This is a genomic window from Lelliottia sp. (assembly GCF_045627565.1).
Lineage (GTDB): Bacteria > Pseudomonadota > Gammaproteobacteria > Enterobacterales > Enterobacteriaceae > Enterobacter.
Genome location: NZ_JAZQNX010000040.1, coordinates 77,728 through 94,493, shown reverse-complemented (window position 1 = coordinate 94,493; position 16,766 = coordinate 77,728). Strand labels below are relative to the sequence as shown.

Genomic DNA, 16,766 nt, shown 5'->3' with positions numbered 1-16,766 from the left:
TATTTTTTCGCCCTTTCCCTTTGGGTGAGGGCATCAGGCGGCACTTAATCCTGCTCGTCTAGCGGTGGGATCGCCGGAGCCGGTTTGATTTCGGAATTCACACTGCGATTTTCCAGCTCGGTCAGACGCTGTTCCAGCAGCGCGATTTTTTCGCGGGTGCGGAGTAAAACTTGAGTCTGCACATCAAACTCTTCGCGGCTCACCAGATCAAGACGCGTCAGCTGTGACTGCAACACCTGGCGGATTTTCTTTTCGACGTCATCACCAAACTCACGAATGCCTTTTGGCATGGACTCATGAACCTGACGGGCAATTTGTTCAATTTTTTTCGGGTCAATCATTGTCGTTTCCCTTGATCAGAAGGTGTTAGCGACCATTGTAGCGTGTAATTTCTTATCAGATACACAAAATCATTCAGGTCGTAGATAACTCAGCGCAGGCTGCTGAACCAATTATATAAACCAGAATTGTTTGAAGCTTATGCATTGCCCGGGTTAATCAATAGCGTTATAGTTATCTCGCTTATTCTCAGGGCGGGGCGAAATTCCCCACCGGCGGTAAATCAGCCTTGCGCTGAAAGCCCGCGAGCGCTTTAGGTGAAAACCTAAAGGTCAGCAGATCCGGTGTAATTCCGGAGCCGACGGTTAGAGTCCGGATGGGAGAGAGTAACGATCAAGTCGGGCACGGCCCGCTCACGTTATCTTTTTGCCGCTTATACGGCGCTCCTAAGACTGCCCTGATTCTGGTAACCATAATGTTAATGAGGTTTTTTTACCATGAATCAGACGCTACTTTCCTCTTTTGGCACTTCTATTGAACGTGTTGAACACGCACTTGATGCACTGCGCGAAGGCCGCGGTGTGATGGTGCTCGACGATGAACATCGTGAAAACGAAGGTGACATGATCTTCGCCGCAGAAAACATGACCGTTGAGCAGATGGCGCTGACCATCCGTCACGGCAGCGGCATTGTGTGCCTGTGTATCAACGAAGAACGCCGCAAACAACTCGACCTGCCAATGATGGTTGAGAACAACACCAGCGCTTTCGGCACCGGTTTTACCGTGACGATTGAAGCTGCGCACGGCGTGACAACCGGTGTTTCTGCCGCTGACCGTCTGACGACCGTTCGTGCCGCTATTGCGGATGGCGCGAAACCGTCTGACCTGCATCGCCCGGGCCACGTGTTCCCGCTGCGCGCGCAGGCGGGTGGCGTGTTGACTCGCGGTGGTCACACCGAGGCGACTCTCGATCTGGTGACGCTGGCCGGCTTTAAGCCAGCAGGTGTTTTGTGCGAACTGACCAATGATGACGGTACGATGGCGCGTGCGCCGGAGTGTGTCACCTTTGCCCGTCTGCACAATATGCCGGTGGTGACGATCGAAGATCTGGTGGAGTATCGCCAGGCGCACGAGCGTAAAGCCAGCTAAAGAAAAACGCCGGGTTAGCCCGGCGTTTTTTTATCCAAATCCTGCCGTTTGCAACAGCACCAGACTTAAACCCATCACCGACATCCCGCATAACACGCCGTAGCTGGGGTTGTTGTTAGGATCGATCTCTTTTGCTAGCGGCATCAGTTCATCCACCGACAAGGCAACCATAATGCCTGCCACGGCCGCCATAATCGCTGCCATCACCACCGGGGAGATCATGCTGCCCAGAATCAGCCACGCCAGTACGCCGCCTAAAATTTCAGCCAGCCCCGAAATCCCGGCCCACAAAATTGCCGTGCGTTTTGAACCTGTCGCCGCATAAACCGGACCCGCCACTGCCAGTCCTTCAGGAATATTGTGTAAAGCGACGGCCAGTGCGATTCCAAAGCCCAGTTCAAGGTTATTACTGGCCGTCACGTAAGTCGCGACCCCTTCCGGGAAGTTATGCAGGCTGATGCCTAGCGTGAGTAAAATGGCAGTGCGTTTGATATTACCGCGAGTGGGTTTGGCGTTTTTCTGCATCAAATCTTGCGGATGCGCATGCGGGAGCAATTTGTCGAGAGCAAAATAACCCAGCAGCCCCACGACAAACATGCCGTAGCCCATGACGGGCGACATGCCGTCGGTCCGAAGTGCTGCAGGCAGCATTTCCATCAGGGAAATCAACAGCATAATCCCCGCCGCGAAACCCAGAGAAAACGCCAGCACGCGGTTAGACGGTTTCTGACCGATCACACCGAGAATCGCACCAATAAAGGTCGCGGCCCCCGCAAGTAGGGTCAGAATCAGCGGTACTGACATTCACGTCTCCTTATGAAAATGAATCTTAACCATGCTAATAATGAATCCGCTGCAAAGCGAGAGGGCATTCTCTGCTTTACAGACTCCTTACATTCAAAATTTCTGAAGATCATCATCATGCTTATCTGAGTTCATCTTCGGACGATAGCGCGTAATGTAGCGTTATTAAATCGACACCTTATGTAAGGATATCACCATGACTTCTCCTCGTATGCCAGCACTGTTTTTGGGCCACGGTAGCCCGATGAACGTCCTGGAAGATAACGTTTATACGCGTGCCTGGCGTGAACTGGGTGAGACGTTGCCGCGTCCAAAAGCGATCGTGGTGGTATCTGCACACTGGTTTACACGCGGTACTGGCGTGACGGCAATGGAAGCGCCCAAAACCATTCATGATTTTGGCGGTTTCCCTCAGGCGCTGTACGACACGCATTATCCCGCGCCAGGATCGCCTGAGCTTGCGCAGCAGTTGGTGGATCTTCTGGCTCCCGTTCCAGTAACGCTGGATAAAGAAGCCTGGGGCTTTGACCACGGTTCGTGGGGCGTGCTGATCAAAATGTATCCGGATGCCGATATCCCCATGGTGCAGTTGAGTATCGATAGCACCAAACCGGCAGCGTGGCATCTGGAGATGGGACGCAAACTGGCGACGTTGCGCGATGAAGGCATCATGCTGGTCGCCAGTGGTAACGTGGTTCATAACCTGCGCACGGCGCGTTGGCACGGTGAAAACACCCCGTATCCGTGGGCCACATCGTTCAATGATTTTGTCAAAGCGAATTTGACCTGGCAGGGCCCGGTGGAAGAGCATCCACTGGTGAATTACCTGGATCATGAAGGCGGTTCACTGTCTAACCCGACGGCGGACCACTTTTTACCGCTGCTGTATGTTTTGGGCGCGTGGGATGGTCAGGAACCCGTGAGCATTCCGGTGGACGGCATTGAGATGGGTAGTCTAAGTATGTTGTCAGTGCAGGTGGGGTAATGATTCTCTCTCCCGTGGGGAGAGAGAATCGGTTTTACTCGACGAAAATGTGCGGATAGAAGCGCGACAGATCCTGTGTGATCAGCGCGCGATCTTCACGAATGCCAATCCCGGCTGGCTGATCGTTGATGAGCCAGCTTCCAATCAGGACGTAGCTGTCACCAAATTTCGGCAGCGGGTAAAACTCCTGAACGATCATGCCTTCTTCGCCATACGGCCCTTCGGCAGCTTCCAGGGTTTTGCCGTTTTCGATAATCGAAACGTTGGCCCCTTCGCGTGAGAAGATCGGCTTGATGACGTATTTTTCCATCGGCGGATGATCGTCTTCAGCGAAGTACGCTTGCAGCAGATTGGGGTGATTAGGGAACATCTCCCACAGCATGGGCAGCAGCGCTTTGTTGGAGATAATGCTTTTCCATGCTGGCTCCAGCCAGCGTACGCCAGCATCTTCGAGTTTGGTCGAAAACACTTCGCGCAGCATGAATTCCCACGGATAGAGTTTGAACAGGTTGCTAATGACCTGATCTTGCGTATCCGTAAACTGTCCGCGCTCGCCTAAGCCGATATCTTCGATGTATAAGAATTCAGTGGCGACTTCCGCTTCGGCCGCGCAATCCTGCAAATACTGCACTGTTCCACGATCTTCAACCGTGTCACGACAGCAGGCAAGATGCAGCAGATTGAACCCGTGCTGCTCGCGCAGTTCGGCGAAACGTTCGATCAGCTTTTCCTGCAGACTGTTGAATTGATCGCTGCCTTCCGGCAGGTTGCCCGCTGCGACCTGATCTTCGAGCCAGATGTACTGAAAGAACGCCGCTTCATACAGTGAAGTCGGGGTATCAGCGTTATTTTCCAGCATTTTAGGATCGCCCACACCATCCCACGCCAGATCGAGGCGGGAGTAGAGAGAAGGCTGATTGGTCTGCCAGGCGTGACGCACAAAGCCCCAGGTATGTTTAGGGATGCGGAATTTGGTCATCAGCTCATCGCTGGCGATCACTTTTTCCACGACTTTGAGGCACATCTGATGCAATTCGGCGGTGACGTCCTCGAGTTTCTCAACCTGAGCGAGCGTCAATTTGTAGAAAGCATCCTCACACCAGTACGGTTCGCCGTACATGGTGTGAAAATTAAAGCCGTATTCGGTCGCTTTTTCGCGCCAGTCCGGGCGCTCAATAATACTGACTCGTTCCATTATCAGCCGCCCATTGAGCGAGTAGAAGAACCCGTCGCGCTACGCTGCATGGTGGACTGTTTTGCCACCGAGTCGCCAAAGCCGCCGCGCGTCACGGTGCTGGTGGTTGCAGGTTTTGGTGCCATTGCGGTTTTTGGAACGGTCGCCGTACGGCCTGGCTGTGCTGCGCCGTAGCCTTTGCCGCTGGCGTCGGTGTATTTACCGTATGCCGGGCTATTTGGATTTTTGGAGCTAAAAAGAGGCTGCTGCTGGAAGCCCGCGCCGCCGCTCATCATCCGGCCCATCATGTAGCCCGCCATCAACGGCATCCAGAAGCTGCCGCTGGATTGTGCTTGCGCCTGGTTTTCTGGTGCCATGCCTGCCTGTGCAGGCGCTTGCTGACACTGACCTTCACCGAACTCGGCGATACAGTCTTCACGCGTTGCATATTTCGGCGCGGTGCGTTCGGCTTCTTTCAACGCATTGTTGTACGCAGTGGTACATTCTGCGCTTTTGCCGGTGGCGCTTGAGCAGTCATCGGCATTCTGATACATCGATACCGTTTCGTCGGATTGCTCACATCCTGCCAGCAAAAATACGGCGGTGATCGCCAGAGCGACAGGAGTGAGATGGCGTGCGTTCCAGTTTTTGCGGAACGAGGCGTGATTGATCGTTTTTGTCCGTTTCATTTTTGTCTTCCAGGACCCAGTGGTATTACAAAGGAAATAAGGCTTAGGATAGAGGATGAGTGGTTGAAAATGAAGCGCAGAGGGAGCGTCAGGGGGATCTTTACGTTGGCTTACGTTTATATGTCGACTGGAGCAAAGCTAACCCGGCCTATGGAGTCATAGACCGGGTTTTAACATCAGTTACGGAATGGGTTACCGGCTGCGTTATTGGTTGTCGTGCGAGCCGCTGCGGGCTGCGCAACAGGGGCTGAACCGTTGGCGTTATAGCCATCAGCGCTGGCGTCCTGCTGTGGGTTTTCCGGCGCCACGTTTTCAGGCGTTGTTGAAACCGGTTTACCCAGCGTGCTGTTCAGCATCTGCAGATCCTGCTCGTTCAGCGTACCCAGAGCTGATTTAATATTCAGTTGGTTAATCAGGTAGTTGTAGCGTGCGCTGGAGAGCTGTTGTTTTGCATTGAACAGCGTGGTCGTCGCATCCAGCACGTCAACGATGGTACGCGTACCGACCGAATAACCGGCTTCCATCGCGTCCAATGAACTCTGTGCCGACACAACGGCCTGTTTGTAGGCGTTGATGCTGCTGATAGAGGCATTCACGTTGTTGAATGACGAACGCACGGTCTGCACTACGTTGCGGTGCGCGCTTTCAAGCTGTTCGCTTGCGCCAACAAAGTTGTACTGAGCTTGTTTAACCTGAGAGTTAACCATGCCGCCCTGATACAGCGGCATGGAGAAGCTCAGGCCGACTTTGTTCTGGCCCACATTGCTGTCGTCAAACTGCGAAGCATTCGCGCCGCCGGTTTTAGAACCGCTATAAGAGGTGTCCGTTACGGCACTGGATGCAGTGAGGCTCAGGGTTGGCAGATGCCCATCCTGTGCCTGACGGATTTGCTCGCGTGCCAGATCCTGGCTCAGACGTGCCTGTAACAGCGCCAGGTTGCGGTTTTCTGCTTCTTTCAGCAGCGCATTCACGGCCTGCGGTTTATCCGTTTTGAAGTTGTCGACGTTCAACGAAGCCAGTTCAGGATAGTAATTACCAGTGACCTGACGCAGAGATTCCAGCGCGTTATCAAGGTTGTTACGCGCGGTCACTTCGTTCGCCAGCACGGTATCGTATTGGGAACGGGCGTTCTGCACGTCGGTGATCGCCACCAGGCCTACGTTAAAACGTTGCGTGGTTTGATCCAACTGACGATAAATCGCTTGTTTCTGCGCTTCGGTGTAGGAGAGCGAATCGATCGCGCTCAACACGTTGAAGTAGGCCGTCGCGGTATTCAGGATCAGCGTTTGCTGATCGGTCTGATAGGTGACGTCCTGAATGCCTGCGCTTTTCTCTTGAAGACTCAGCGAACGCCACTTGGACATGTCAAACAAGGTTTGCGTTAATTGCAGAGATGCGCCGGTGGTATTGGAGTTAACACCGTTGCTATCACGGAAGCCATTGCCGTAGGTATAATCTGCACCTAAGCCCAACTGCGGCAGCAACGGACTGCGTGCTTCGTTAATTTTTTCGAACGCAGCGTCACGATCGGCAGCCGACTTACGCAGCTCAGGGTTGCCCAGACGTGCTTGCTGATAAACCTGTAACAGGTTTTCTGCCTGGCTCATCGCGCTGAAGCCCGTCAGGCTCAGGCCGATAAGGATGGGGAGCAATTTCTTCATTTGCATTCCTTGTTGTGAAGCAGTATTAGCGCTGATCTTGTTAAATATATTTGCCGATTCTAACAGAATCATCCACACCAAAAGGTTGGCGTTACGTGCCATCCGGCTGTAATTTGCATCAATCTATCATATAGCCTTTGAAACGGCAGCCAAACAGCCTTGAAATTCATAATTTCATCATGATTGTGACCAGGAAACCGCCATGCAAAAACCAGATGAATTGCCAGTAACTTTCACCAAAAACGATGTAGAAATTATTGCACGGGAAACGTTATATAGCGGATTTTTTTCACTGGAACTTTACCGTTTTAGGCATCGCCTGTTTAACGGGGAAATGAGCGGGGAAGTAAGACGTGAAATTTTTGAGCGCGGGCATGCCGCAGTCTTGCTACCCTTTGACCCAGTGCGCGATGAAGTGGTATTGATTGAACAGGTACGGATTGCGGCGCTGGATACCAGCGAAACCCCGTGGCTGCTGGAAATGGTCGCAGGCATGATCGAAGAAGGCGAAACGCCGGAAGATGTCGCCCGCCGTGAGGCTGAGGAAGAAGCCGGGCTGAAAGTGGGCCGGACAAAACCCGTGCTGAGCTATCTGGCAAGCCCTGGCGGGACCAGCGAGCGCTCTTCTATTCTGGTGGGGGAAGTGGACGCCACGATCGCGGAAGGTATTCACGGTCTGGCAGATGAAAACGAAGATATTCGTGTTCATGTGGTGAGTCGGGAACAGGCTTACCAGTGGGTAAAAGAGGGGAAAATCGACAACGCAGCGTCTGTCATCGCTTTGCAATGGCTGCAACTGCATTATCAAGACTTACGAAACGAGTGGAAAAAATGAAGCGTTATACACCTGACTTCCCAGAAATGATGCGTTTGTGCGAAACCAATTTCGCGCAATTACGCCGCCTGTTGCCGCGTGATGACGCGCCCGGCGAAATGGTAAGCTATCAGGTGAGCAACGCGCAGTATCGATTAACGATTGTTGAATCGACTCGTTACACGACCCTGGTAGAAATCAAACAAACGGCGCCGACGATCAGCTACTGGAGCCTGCCGTCGATGACGGTCCGGCTTTATCATGATGCGATGGTGGCCGAAGTGTGTTCAAGTCAGCAGATCTTCCGCTTTAAAGCGCGGTATGATTATCCTAATAAAAAGTTGCATCAACGCGACGAAAAGCATCAAATTAACCAGTTTTTAGCCGACTGGCTAAGATATTGTTTAGCACATGGAGCAATGGCGATTCCGGTTTGTTAGCGTCATAAACCTACCTAAGGACACCATTTGGAAAGCCTGTTAAACCTGACTGTTGCTGGTGGGGCGCCAGTCAGGATATTACAAATCACTGATACCCACCTGTTTGCCGAAAAGCATGAAACGCTGTTAGGTGTAAACACCTGGGAGAGTTATCAGGCAGTACTGGATGCCATTCACGCTGAGAATCGCCACTGCGATTTGATAGCGGCTACGGGCGATTTGGCACAAGATCAAAGCGCTGCGGCCTATCAGCATTTTGCGACAGGGATCGCGAGCTTTAGCGTGCCCTGCGTCTGGTTACCCGGCAATCATGATTTTCAGCCAGCGATGTACAGCACGCTGCACGATGCGGGCATTTCTCCCGCCAAGCGCGTGTTTGTCGGTGAGCACTGGCAAATTTTGCTGTTGGATACGCAGGTGTTCGGTGTACCGCATGGTGAGTTGAGTGATTTTCAGCTGGAGTGGCTGGAGAAAAAACTGGCTGCCGATCCTGAGCGTCATACCCTGCTGTTATTGCATCATCATCCTTTGCCTGCGGGATGCAGCTGGCTCGATCAACATAGCCTGCGCAATTCAGCGGCGCTGGATCGCGTGTTGTCCAAATATCCCCATGTCAACAATCTGTTGTGTGGTCATATTCATCAGGAACAGGATCTCGACTGGAATGGCCGCCGTTTACTGGCGACGCCGTCGACGTGCGTCCAGTTCAAACCGCACTGCGCCAACTTTACGTTAGACACGATTGCGCCAGGCTGGCGCTGGCTGGAACTGCATGCCGATGGCTCGCTGACGACAGAAGTTTGCCGTCTGCAAAGTGCGACGTTCCGCCCAGATACCGCGTCAGAAGGATACTGATGTCTACGCTCCTTTATTTACACGGGTTCAACAGCTCCCCGCGTTCCGCGAAGGCGACGCAATTTCGTCAGTGGCTCGGCGCGCATCATCCGCACATTGAGATCATCGTTCCGCAACTCCCGCCGTATCCCGCTGATGCCGCAGAGATGCTGGAGTCCATCGTGATGGAACATGGCGGTGAATCGTTCGGCGTCGTGGGCTCTTCGCTGGGCGGTTATTACGCCACCTGGCTCTCGCAATGCTTTATGCTCCCTGCGGTAGTTGTTAACCCGGCAGTACGGCCCTTTGAGCTGCTGAGGGACTTTCTCGGGCAAAACGAGAACCCCTACACCGGACAACAATATGTGCTAGAGTCACGCCATATTTACGACCTCAAAGTTATGCAGATAGACCCGCTGGACGCGCCCGATCTTATCTGGCTGCTGCAACAGACGGGCGATGAAGTGCTGGATTACCGCCAGGCAGTGGCGTATTACGCCTCTTGCCGCCAGACTGTAGAAGAGGGCGGAAACCATGCTTTCACGGGCTTTGAGAATCATTTCACCCAGATTGTCGATTTTCTTGGACTGCACAGCCACTGACAATCACTGCGAATTGCTAGTTAAATCATGACGCAAACCTATAACGCTGATGCCATTGAGGTCCTCACCGGGCTTGAGCCGGTTCGCCGCCGCCCGGGGATGTATACCGATACGACGCGCCCAAACCACCTGGGCCAGGAAGTGATTGATAACAGTGTGGACGAAGCGCTGGCGGGTCATGCCAAACGCATCGACGTCATTCTGCACGCCGATCAGTCGCTCGAAGTGATTGACGACGGACGCGGCATGCCGGTCGACATCCACCCGGAGGAAGGGGTTCCAGCCGTTGAGCTGATCCTTTGCCGTCTGCATGCGGGCGGTAAATTCTCCAATAAAAACTACCAGTTCTCCGGCGGCCTTCACGGCGTGGGGATCTCCGTGGTTAACGCCTTGTCTAAGCGCGTGGAAGTCACCGTCCGCCGTGACGGCCAGGTGCATAACATTGCGTTCGAAAACGGCGATAAAGTTCAGGAATTACAGGTCATCGGGACGTGCGGTAAACGCAACACCGGTACCAGCGTGCATTTCTGGCCGGACGAAAGCTTCTTCGACAGCCCGCGTTTTTCTGTCACACGCATGACGCACATCCTGAAAGCGAAAGCGGTACTGTGCCCCGGCGTTGAAATCACCTTTAAAGATGAAGTCAACAACAGCGAGCAGCGCTGGTGCTATCAGGACGGTCTGAATGACTATCTGGGCGAGGCGGTCAATGGGTTGCCAACGCTGCCGGAAAAACCGTTCCTCGGTAATTTCTCGGGTGACACCGAAGCGGTCGACTGGGCGCTGCTATGGCTGCCAGAAGGCGGCGAACTGCTGACCGAAAGCTACGTTAACCTCATCCCCACGATGCAGGGCGGGACGCACGTCAACGGCCTGCGTCAGGGCCTGCTGGATGCGATGCGCGAATTCTGCGAATACCGCAATATTCTGCCGCGCGGCGTGAAGCTGTCAGCGGAAGATATCTGGGATCGCTGCGCGTACGTATTGTCTGTGAAAATGCAGGATCCGCAGTTTGCCGGGCAGACCAAAGAACGTCTGTCCTCACGTCAGTGCGCCGCGTTTGTCTCCGGTGTGGTGAAAGACGCATTCAGCCTGTGGCTGAATCAGAACATAAAGACAGCCGAAATGCTGGCTGAAATGGCAATCTCGAGCGCGCAACGCCGTATGCGCGCTGCGAAAAAAGTGGTGCGTAAAAAGCTCACCAGTGGGCCGGCGCTGCCGGGTAAACTGGCGGATTGCACCGCGCAGGATCTGAATCGCACCGAGCTTTTCCTCGTCGAAGGGGACTCGGCAGGCGGTTCCGCCAAGCAGGCGCGCGATCGTGAATTCCAGGCGATCATGCCCCTGAAAGGTAAGATCCTGAACACCTGGGAAGTTTCTTCCGATGAGGTGCTCGCCTCTCAGGAAGTACACGATATTTCGGTGGCGATCGGTATCGATCCAGACAGTGACGATCTGAGCCAACTGCGGTATGGCAAGATCTGTATTCTCGCGGATGCGGACTCCGACGGTCTGCACATCGCCACGCTGCTGTGCGCGCTGTTCGTGAAACACTTCCGCACGCTGGTAAAAAACGGCCACGTTTACGTTGCGCTGCCGCCGCTCTACCGTATCGATCTCGGCAAAGAGGTTTATTACGCGCTGACGGAAGAAGAAAAAGCGGGCGTGCTGGAGCAGCTTAAGCGCAAAAAGGGCAAACCGAACGTCCAGCGCTTTAAAGGGCTGGGTGAGATGAACCCCTTGCAGCTGCGCGAAACCACGCTCGATCCCAATACCCGTCGTCTGGTTCAGCTGATTATCAGCGATGAGGACGAGCAGCAAACCAATGCCATGATGGATATGCTGTTGGCCAAGAAGCGTTCGGAAGACCGACGCAACTGGCTACAGGAAAAAGGCGATATGGCCGACATCGAAGCCTGATGTCAAAAAGCCCTGCGATGCAGGGCTTTTTTTATCCTTAGAAATCCATCTTCAGAAGTCCATCTTCACCGTAAACCGCACTTCGCGCGGATCGCCAATCTGGTTCCCCAGATTATTGGTGCCAATCGACGATGTGTAGTAGGTCTTATCAAACAGATTCTTTACGTTCACCTGCAGCGTCACCGGATACTGCAACTTCATTTTATACGCGGCGAACGCATCTGCGACAACGTAACCCGGCAGGTAATAATCCGCGCCATTGGTGGCTGAGCGACGGCTCACGCCATGCCCGCCGCCGCCCAACGTCAGCGTATTTCCGCCGATCACATTCTGAATGTCGTACGTCAGGAACAGGGAGCCCGTATGTCGCGGCACGTTTGGCAGCGGTTTGCCTGCATAATCAGGGTCTTCCAGCACTTTCGCATCCGTATAACCGTAGCTGGCGATAAGATTGGTGTTCTCGGTCAGCGACCCCGCCACGTCCACTTCTACGCCCTGCGAGCGCACGCGGCCTGCGGTTTTGGCGACCGTTTCATCTCCCACGCTTTCGGTATACAGCACGTTGCGTTTATGGATATCAAACAGCGCAATATTGGCAGTAATGCCATCGAAAAGGTCAAACTTGGCACCCACTTCGTAGGCATTAGACGTTTCAGGCGGCAGGTTACCAATATAGCTGGCGATGGATGACTGCGGCATAAACGTCTGGGAATAGTTTGCGAACAACGACACCGATGGCGTCAGCTTGTAAACCAGGCCTGCTTTCGGCGTCCATTGGTCGTCGCGGCTCTCGGTATTGACGTTAAACGGACGGCCTTTACCGGCATATTGCGTATAGGACTGATAGCGCAGCCCGGTCACCGCGATCCATTTATCCGTCAGATAAAGCGCATCCTGCACATAAGCCGAATAGCTCTCCTGCTTAATGGTCTGGTCGCTGTCGGACGCGGAAACGGACGTGCATTTGCTGAGATCGCCATACGTTGGGTTGTAGATATTAAAGCCCTTAACGTTCTTACAGCGGATCATGTCCGTGCGCAGCAGATCGTAATTTTCATACGATACGCCGGTCAGGATCTCGTTATAAAACCCTGCAATGTCGACGTTGCCCTGCAGATCCGCACGAGTACTATGCATGCGCTGGGTCGATCCTTGTGTCGCATCGACGCGTCGAGTCAGATTTCCGGTGGATGCATCATAGGCCATCACGCGAGCCTGGTTATCCGTGTATTTATCCTGGCTAAAGCTGTAATCGAATTTCGCCGTCCACTTGCTGTTAAGGCGATATTCGGCGTTCAACTGCGCCAGATCGGACTCACCATCGGTAATGTTAAACGGTTCGTCGAAACGTGTTTTGCGATCGACATTAACGGGCTGCTTGGTATTGAGATCGAAAATAGTCCCGCGATCGAATGGCGTTTTATAGTCGCGATGGGAGTAAAGCACCGAGACCGTCGCGTCATCACCAAACCAGGTCAGCGACGGAGCAATATAGGTACTGCGCTCTTTGCCAAAATTACGCCAGTAATCTTCATTCTGGTATTCACCCGTCAGGCGATACGCCAGACGGGTTCCGTCAATCGGGCCCGTCACATCAAACTGCCCGGTGCCACCACCAAAGCTGGTGGACGTCGCGGAGATCGATCCGCCAAACATTTTTTCCGGGCGTTTGGTGACGACATTGATCAACCCGCCGGGATCCAGAATGCCGTACAGCGTCGATGCCGGGCCTTTCAGCACTTCGACTCGCTCGGTCGAGGCGTTAAAACTGCGGGGAAGCACGGTGCGCAAACCGTTGGTCATCACCGAACCGTCACGGTTAGCGCCAAAGCCGCGACGAACAAACGCATCCTGCGTGCCGCCAAGCGTGTTGGTTTGCACCACGTTGCTAACGTTGTACAGCGCTTCGTCGAGGGTAGTGGCGTGCTGATCTTGCAGCACCTTATCGCTCACGGTATTCACCACCTGCGGGATATCCAGCATCGGCATGTTGGTGAGCGTGGCGGTGGAGGTGTTCAGCGGTTGATAACCGTTGGTCGCTTCCGTTTTAGCATTGGGATCGGCAATGACGGTTAACGTCTCGCCGTCTTTCGTTGTTTTATTTTCTGCCGCCTGCGCGAGAGGCACAATAAACAGCAGTGAAAAGAGCGCGCGCCCTTTTACTCCAGAGAAGGAAGGTGTGAACTTAACCATTTAATTTTTATCCCGAAATACCCTGCGAATGCTCGCGGGTGAAGCTGTGTTTCATTGCCCGTAAAGCGCTACCCGTTTGCCTGAGTGGTATCGGGTATGTAATTGAGAATCATTCAATCATGGTGAGATGTAGTAGTAAATGGAAAAATGAGAAAAACGGCTACAGGAAAGTTATACCGGATATTTATCGCAATGATTGAGGTTAAGTTAATGTAAATTAATAGGTTAATTCATATTGTATTGAGCGGTTATTCGCATATTACCCCTGGTTTTTTTATGGTGTTTATCCTCTTGACTACTACATGGCGCAACGGCAAACTCACAAAAGAGAATGAGTTTTATTTTTATTTGTCTGTTATTTTATTAAGTTGGCACACGTGGCTCAAAACGCGACAGAGCAGGGGTTGGTTGTCGATAATCTCTCTGCTGGTTATCAGAAGAAAATCATCGTTGATGACATTTCCCTCACCATTCCACCTGAAAAAATGACCGTTCTGGTTGGGGCGAACGGATGCGGTAAATCGACCCTGCTCAGCACCATTGCGCGTTTGCTGCAACCCATGGGCGGCACGGTATTGCTCGAGGGAAAGCGCATCCATGAACAACCCACTAAAAGCGTCTCGCGCAGGCTGGGCATTTTGCCGCAGTCACCGCTCTTGCCCGAAGGGTTAACGGTATTTGAGCTGGTATCGCGCGGACGTTTTCCATGGCAAAACTTTATGCGCCAGTGGACCGACGCCGACGAGCAGGCGGTCGAAGGGGCGCTGCGTTTAACCGGCACTCAGGAATATGCGCATTTGCCTGTTGAAAGCCTCTCTGGCGGCCAGCGGCAGCGCTGCTGGATTGCCATGGCGCTGGCGCAACAAACGCCGTACATCCTTCTCGATGAGCCAACCACGTATCTCGATTTGCGCTATCAGGTCGAGATTCTGGAACTGCTTCACGATTTAACTCGCCATCACGGGCGCACCGTCATTGTGGTATTGCACGACCTCAACTTTGCGGTGAACTACGGCGATACGCTGGTCTTTTTACGCGAAGGGAAAGTGCAAAGCGTGCTGAATGAAGACGATGTGTGTACGCCGGAGCTGATCAAAGCGGTATTCGATGTCGACGTGCAAATGTCGATCAATCCCGTGACGGGCAAACCGTTCTTTATGCCGTTTCGCCGCGCAGGAAAAGCCTGATGCGCACTAGCCTGGCATCTGTTGTTTTCATCGCGTTGCTGCTGGCGGGGGCCATTTTGCATCTTGGGATTGGCGCGCGGTTTATCCCTGCGCAGATCGTTACGCAGGCGTTTCTCGCGTTCGATCCGCGCAACTTCGATCACAACGTGATAATCAATCTGCGCCTGTTGCGCCTGCTCGCGGCTCTGATGACCGGTGCAGCGCTGGGCGTGGCGGGCGTACTGCTGCAAGCGGTGATCCGCAATCCTCTTGGCGAGCCGCATATTTTGGGGCTGAACGCGGGAGCGGCGCTGGCGGTGGTGCTGACCAGCGCGCTTGGGCTGACGTTCCCCGTTGGACGTCCGCTGATTGCGGCGGCGGGGGCGGGGGCATTATTTCTGCTGGTCTTGACCCTTTCTTCTGCCGGGCGAAGCGGGCTAACGCCCATGAAAGTGACGCTATGCGGCGTCGCGATTTCGGCGTTTGCATCATCCATTACCGCGGCGGTCTTAATTTTGGATGAGCAAACGTTGCTTTCGATGCGCACCTGGCTTGCGGGTGATGTGGCGGGCGTGAACTGGGCGACATTCCAGACTGCCGCCTGGGTTGCAGCGGCTGGATTGACGCTGGCGATTGCGCTTGCACCTTCTGTGAACATGCTCGCGCTCGGCGATCGCATGGCGCAGGGCCTGGGCGTCTCGCTGCTGCGCACGCGTCTCCTCTGCCTGTTGGCGATTGCGTTGCTCTGCGGTGCGGCGGTGTCGATTGCCGGGCCGATAGGGTTCATTGGCCTGGTCGTCCCTCAAATTATCCGCCGTCTGGTGTCGACTGATTTGCGCGTCATGGTGCCGCTGTCAGCGTGCTGCGGTGCGCTGGTGGTATTGCTGGCGGATATCGCCGCCCGTGCGCTGTTTGCGCCCCACGAACTGGCGACCGGCGTAGTCACTGCCCTGGTCGGCGCGCCGGTGTTTATCCTCATGGCGACGAGAATGTTCAAATGAAGCCAGCGGTTCTTCGCGCAGGCCTCAGGCCTCTACGTCTGGGCAGATTTTCGACTGTCGTTCGTCCTAAAGCGCTCCTTTTGCTGGGGGCGCTAGTCCTGCTTTGTCTGGGGATGATGCTGTTTGGGCTTACTCACGGCTCGCTGCCTATTCCCGCGTCGGCGATGGGACGTGGGCTTTTTTACCCCGATGCGCTCAGTGCTGATGCGCGTTATATCGTCCAGGATATTCGTCTGCCGCGCTTGCTGATGGCGCTGCTGTGCGGAGCTATGCTGGGTGTTGCGGGGGCGGCGATGCAGTCGGTAACCCGTAACGGCCTCGCCGATCCCGGGCTGATTGGCGTGAAAGAGGGTTGTAGCGTCGCGGTTTTACTGCTGATTTTCCAGTTCCCGGCGCTGGGCGTTATCTGGCGTCCAGCGATAGGCATGGCAGGTGGGCTGCTGACAGCGCTTTTGGTCGTGCTGCTCGCCCGCGATATCTCTCGCCCGCGCTTTATTTTGATCGGCATTGGCGTGTCGTGGGCATTTGCCGCCGGAATGGGTGTTTTCATGACCACCGCCGACGTACGCGACGTGCAGATCGCGCTGCTGTGGCTGGCCGGAAGCCTGCATGCGGCCAACTGGACGCTGGTCAGCGTTGCCGCAGGCTGGGCACTTCCGGCGTTTGCGCTCCTGCTGTTCACCGCGCGCGCGACCGACGTTTCGCTTCTGGGTCATCAGGCCGCCACCGGGCTTGGTGTGCGCCCCGCCAGACTGGCGTTACTGCAGGTGATTGCACCGGTGTTATTGACGGCCGCCTGCGTCTCTTGCGTGGGAAGTATTGGCTTTGTGGGGTTAATCGCCCCGCACATGACACGATTTTTACTACGCGGCGGCCAGACGTCACTGCTTGCGGGCAGTGCGGTATCAGGCGCGCTGCTGGTTTTGCTGGCGGATAACCTTGGGCGGCTGGCTTTTCTGCCGCTGCAATTGCCCGCCGGTATCATTGTCTCGCTGATTGGCGGGCCGTTTTTCCTGGTGCTGCTCTGGCAGCGTCGGGACAGGTTTTAACCGG

16 protein-coding genes and 1 riboswitch are annotated in these 16,766 nt (G+C 54.4%); of the genes, 10 read left to right on the top strand and 6 right to left on the bottom strand.

Translation table 11 applies throughout. The features are described from left to right. Positions 1–44: 44 nt before the first annotated feature. The gene (gene ubiK / locus ACKI5T_RS19575; RefSeq protein ID WP_407439588.1) at positions 45–341 is read right to left on the bottom strand and encodes a ubiquinone biosynthesis accessory factor UbiK; all 297 of its coding nucleotides are present in this window, start codon (positions 339–341) and stop codon (positions 45–47) included. Positions 342–520: 179 nt separating this feature from the next. Next, positions 521–671: riboswitch (FMN riboswitch) on the top strand. A gap of 105 nt (positions 672–776) precedes the next feature. Between ubiK and ribB the strand changes: the two genes are divergently transcribed. Beyond that, positions 777–1,430 (top strand): 3,4-dihydroxy-2-butanone-4-phosphate synthase, encoded by a 654-nt coding sequence (gene ribB, locus ACKI5T_RS19570; protein WP_015960440.1) that lies wholly within the window; start codon positions 777–779, stop codon positions 1,428–1,430. A 30-nt stretch (positions 1,431–1,460) separates the two neighbouring features. Here ribB and zupT read toward each other — a convergent pair whose 3' ends face one another. Next, on the bottom strand, positions 1,461–2,234 hold the full coding sequence (zupT, locus tag ACKI5T_RS19565) for a zinc transporter ZupT (RefSeq protein WP_407439585.1): 774 nt from the start codon (positions 2,232–2,234) through the stop codon (positions 1,461–1,463). Positions 2,235–2,430: 196 nt separating this feature from the next. On the opposite strand from zupT, the gene ygiD reads away from it, so the two are divergent. Further along, positions 2,431–3,219, top strand: coding sequence for a 4,5-DOPA dioxygenase extradiol (gene ygiD / locus ACKI5T_RS19560; protein ID WP_407439583.1), 789 nt, complete (start codon positions 2,431–2,433; stop codon positions 3,217–3,219). 34 nt (positions 3,220–3,253) lie between these two features. Here the strand turns inward: ygiD and ACKI5T_RS19555 are convergent, their stop codons facing one another. The 3 genes from ACKI5T_RS19555 to tolC all read right to left on the bottom strand — a co-directional run bounded on the left by ACKI5T_RS19555 (position 3,254) and on the right by tolC (position 6,743). After that, on the bottom strand, positions 3,254–4,414 hold the full coding sequence (locus ACKI5T_RS19555; RefSeq protein ID WP_407439581.1) for a glutathionylspermidine synthase family protein: 1,161 nt from the start codon (positions 4,412–4,414) through the stop codon (positions 3,254–3,256). Between the two features lie 2 nt (positions 4,415–4,416). Further along, positions 4,417–5,082 (bottom strand): DUF1190 family protein, encoded by a 666-nt coding sequence (locus ACKI5T_RS19550; protein ID WP_235134078.1) that lies wholly within the window; start codon positions 5,080–5,082, stop codon positions 4,417–4,419. 176 nt (positions 5,083–5,258) lie between these two features. Then, a complete protein-coding gene (gene tolC, locus ACKI5T_RS19545) occupies positions 5,259–6,743 on the bottom strand; it encodes an outer membrane channel protein TolC (RefSeq protein ID WP_133631438.1) in 1,485 nt (494 codons plus the stop codon). A 202-nt stretch (positions 6,744–6,945) separates the two neighbouring features. Here tolC and nudF point away from each other — a divergent pair, with 202 nt between their 5' ends. From nudF to parE, 5 genes are read left to right on the top strand one after another with little or no spacing between them, the layout of a single operon-like run. Then, positions 6,946–7,578 carry an ADP-ribose diphosphatase gene (gene nudF / locus ACKI5T_RS19540; RefSeq protein WP_407439578.1) on the top strand — a complete coding sequence of 211 codons (633 nt, stop codon included), beginning with the start codon at positions 6,946–6,948 and terminating at the stop codon, positions 7,576–7,578. Further along, positions 7,575–7,997, top strand: a complete 423-nt coding sequence (locus ACKI5T_RS19535) for a DUF1249 family protein (protein ID WP_015960433.1) — start codon at positions 7,575–7,577, stop codon at positions 7,995–7,997. Before nudF ends, ACKI5T_RS19535 begins: the two co-directional genes overlap by 4 nt. Positions 7,998–8,024: 27 nt before the next feature. Beyond that, complete coding sequence (gene cpdA, locus ACKI5T_RS19530; RefSeq protein ID WP_015960432.1) at positions 8,025–8,852, top strand: 3',5'-cyclic-AMP phosphodiesterase; 828 nt, start codon at positions 8,025–8,027, stop codon at positions 8,850–8,852. After that, complete coding sequence (gene yqiA / locus ACKI5T_RS19525; protein WP_174342886.1) at positions 8,852–9,433, top strand: esterase YqiA; 582 nt, start codon at positions 8,852–8,854, stop codon at positions 9,431–9,433. Before cpdA ends, yqiA begins: the two co-directional genes overlap by 1 nt. 27 nt (positions 9,434–9,460) lie before the next feature. Beyond that, positions 9,461–11,353, top strand: coding sequence for a DNA topoisomerase IV subunit B (parE, locus tag ACKI5T_RS19520; RefSeq protein ID WP_407439574.1), 1,893 nt, complete (start codon positions 9,461–9,463; stop codon positions 11,351–11,353). Positions 11,354–11,404: 51 nt separating this feature from the next. On the opposite strand, the gene ACKI5T_RS19515 is transcribed toward parE, so the two are convergent. Further along, on the bottom strand, positions 11,405–13,546 hold the full coding sequence (locus ACKI5T_RS19515) for a TonB-dependent siderophore receptor (RefSeq protein WP_407439572.1): 2,142 nt from the start codon (positions 13,544–13,546) through the stop codon (positions 11,405–11,407). A gap of 377 nt (positions 13,547–13,923) precedes the next feature. Here ACKI5T_RS19515 and ACKI5T_RS19510 point away from each other — a divergent pair, with 377 nt between their 5' ends. The 3 genes from ACKI5T_RS19510 to ACKI5T_RS19500 are packed head-to-tail and all read left to right on the top strand — an operon-like array spanning position 13,924 to position 16,762. Then, positions 13,924–14,733, top strand: coding sequence for an ABC transporter ATP-binding protein (locus ACKI5T_RS19510; protein WP_407439570.1), 810 nt, complete (start codon positions 13,924–13,926; stop codon positions 14,731–14,733). Then, complete coding sequence (locus tag ACKI5T_RS19505; protein WP_407439615.1) at positions 14,730–15,713, top strand: FecCD family ABC transporter permease; 984 nt, start codon at positions 14,730–14,732, stop codon at positions 15,711–15,713. The genes ACKI5T_RS19510 and ACKI5T_RS19505 overlap by 4 nt, the downstream gene beginning before the upstream one ends. After that, the gene (locus ACKI5T_RS19500; RefSeq protein WP_407439568.1) at positions 15,710–16,762 is read left to right on the top strand and encodes a FecCD family ABC transporter permease; all 1,053 of its coding nucleotides are present in this window, start codon (positions 15,710–15,712) and stop codon (positions 16,760–16,762) included. The genes ACKI5T_RS19505 and ACKI5T_RS19500 overlap by 4 nt, the downstream gene beginning before the upstream one ends. Positions 16,763–16,766: the final 4 nt, after the last annotated feature.

Excerpts from the sequence above, each read along its gene's own strand:
- ubiK (WP_407439588.1), bottom strand. The coding sequence starts at position 341 with ATGATTGACCCGAAAAAAATTGAACAAATTGCCCGTCAGGTTCATGAG.
- ribB (WP_015960440.1), top strand. The coding sequence starts at position 777 with ATGAATCAGACGCTACTTTCCTCTTTTGGCACTTCTATTGAACGTGTT.
- zupT (WP_407439585.1), bottom strand. The coding sequence starts at position 2,234 with ATGTCAGTACCGCTGATTCTGACCCTACTTGCGGGGGCCGCGACCTTT.
- ygiD (WP_407439583.1), top strand. The coding sequence starts at position 2,431 with ATGACTTCTCCTCGTATGCCAGCACTGTTTTTGGGCCACGGTAGCCCG.
- ACKI5T_RS19555 (WP_407439581.1), bottom strand. The coding sequence starts at position 4,414 with ATGGAACGAGTCAGTATTATTGAGCGCCCGGACTGGCGCGAAAAAGCG.
- ACKI5T_RS19550 (WP_235134078.1), bottom strand. The coding sequence starts at position 5,082 with ATGAAACGGACAAAAACGATCAATCACGCCTCGTTCCGCAAAAACTGG.
- tolC (WP_133631438.1), bottom strand. The coding sequence starts at position 6,743 with ATGAAGAAATTGCTCCCCATCCTTATCGGCCTGAGCCTGACGGGCTTC.
- nudF (WP_407439578.1), top strand. The coding sequence starts at position 6,946 with ATGCAAAAACCAGATGAATTGCCAGTAACTTTCACCAAAAACGATGTA.
- ACKI5T_RS19535 (WP_015960433.1), top strand. The coding sequence starts at position 7,575 with ATGAAGCGTTATACACCTGACTTCCCAGAAATGATGCGTTTGTGCGAA.
- yqiA (WP_174342886.1), top strand. The coding sequence starts at position 8,852 with ATGTCTACGCTCCTTTATTTACACGGGTTCAACAGCTCCCCGCGTTCC.
- parE (WP_407439574.1), top strand. The coding sequence starts at position 9,461 with ATGACGCAAACCTATAACGCTGATGCCATTGAGGTCCTCACCGGGCTT.
- ACKI5T_RS19515 (WP_407439572.1), bottom strand. The coding sequence starts at position 13,546 with ATGGTTAAGTTCACACCTTCCTTCTCTGGAGTAAAAGGGCGCGCGCTC.
- ACKI5T_RS19500 (WP_407439568.1), top strand. The coding sequence starts at position 15,710 with ATGAAGCCAGCGGTTCTTCGCGCAGGCCTCAGGCCTCTACGTCTGGGC.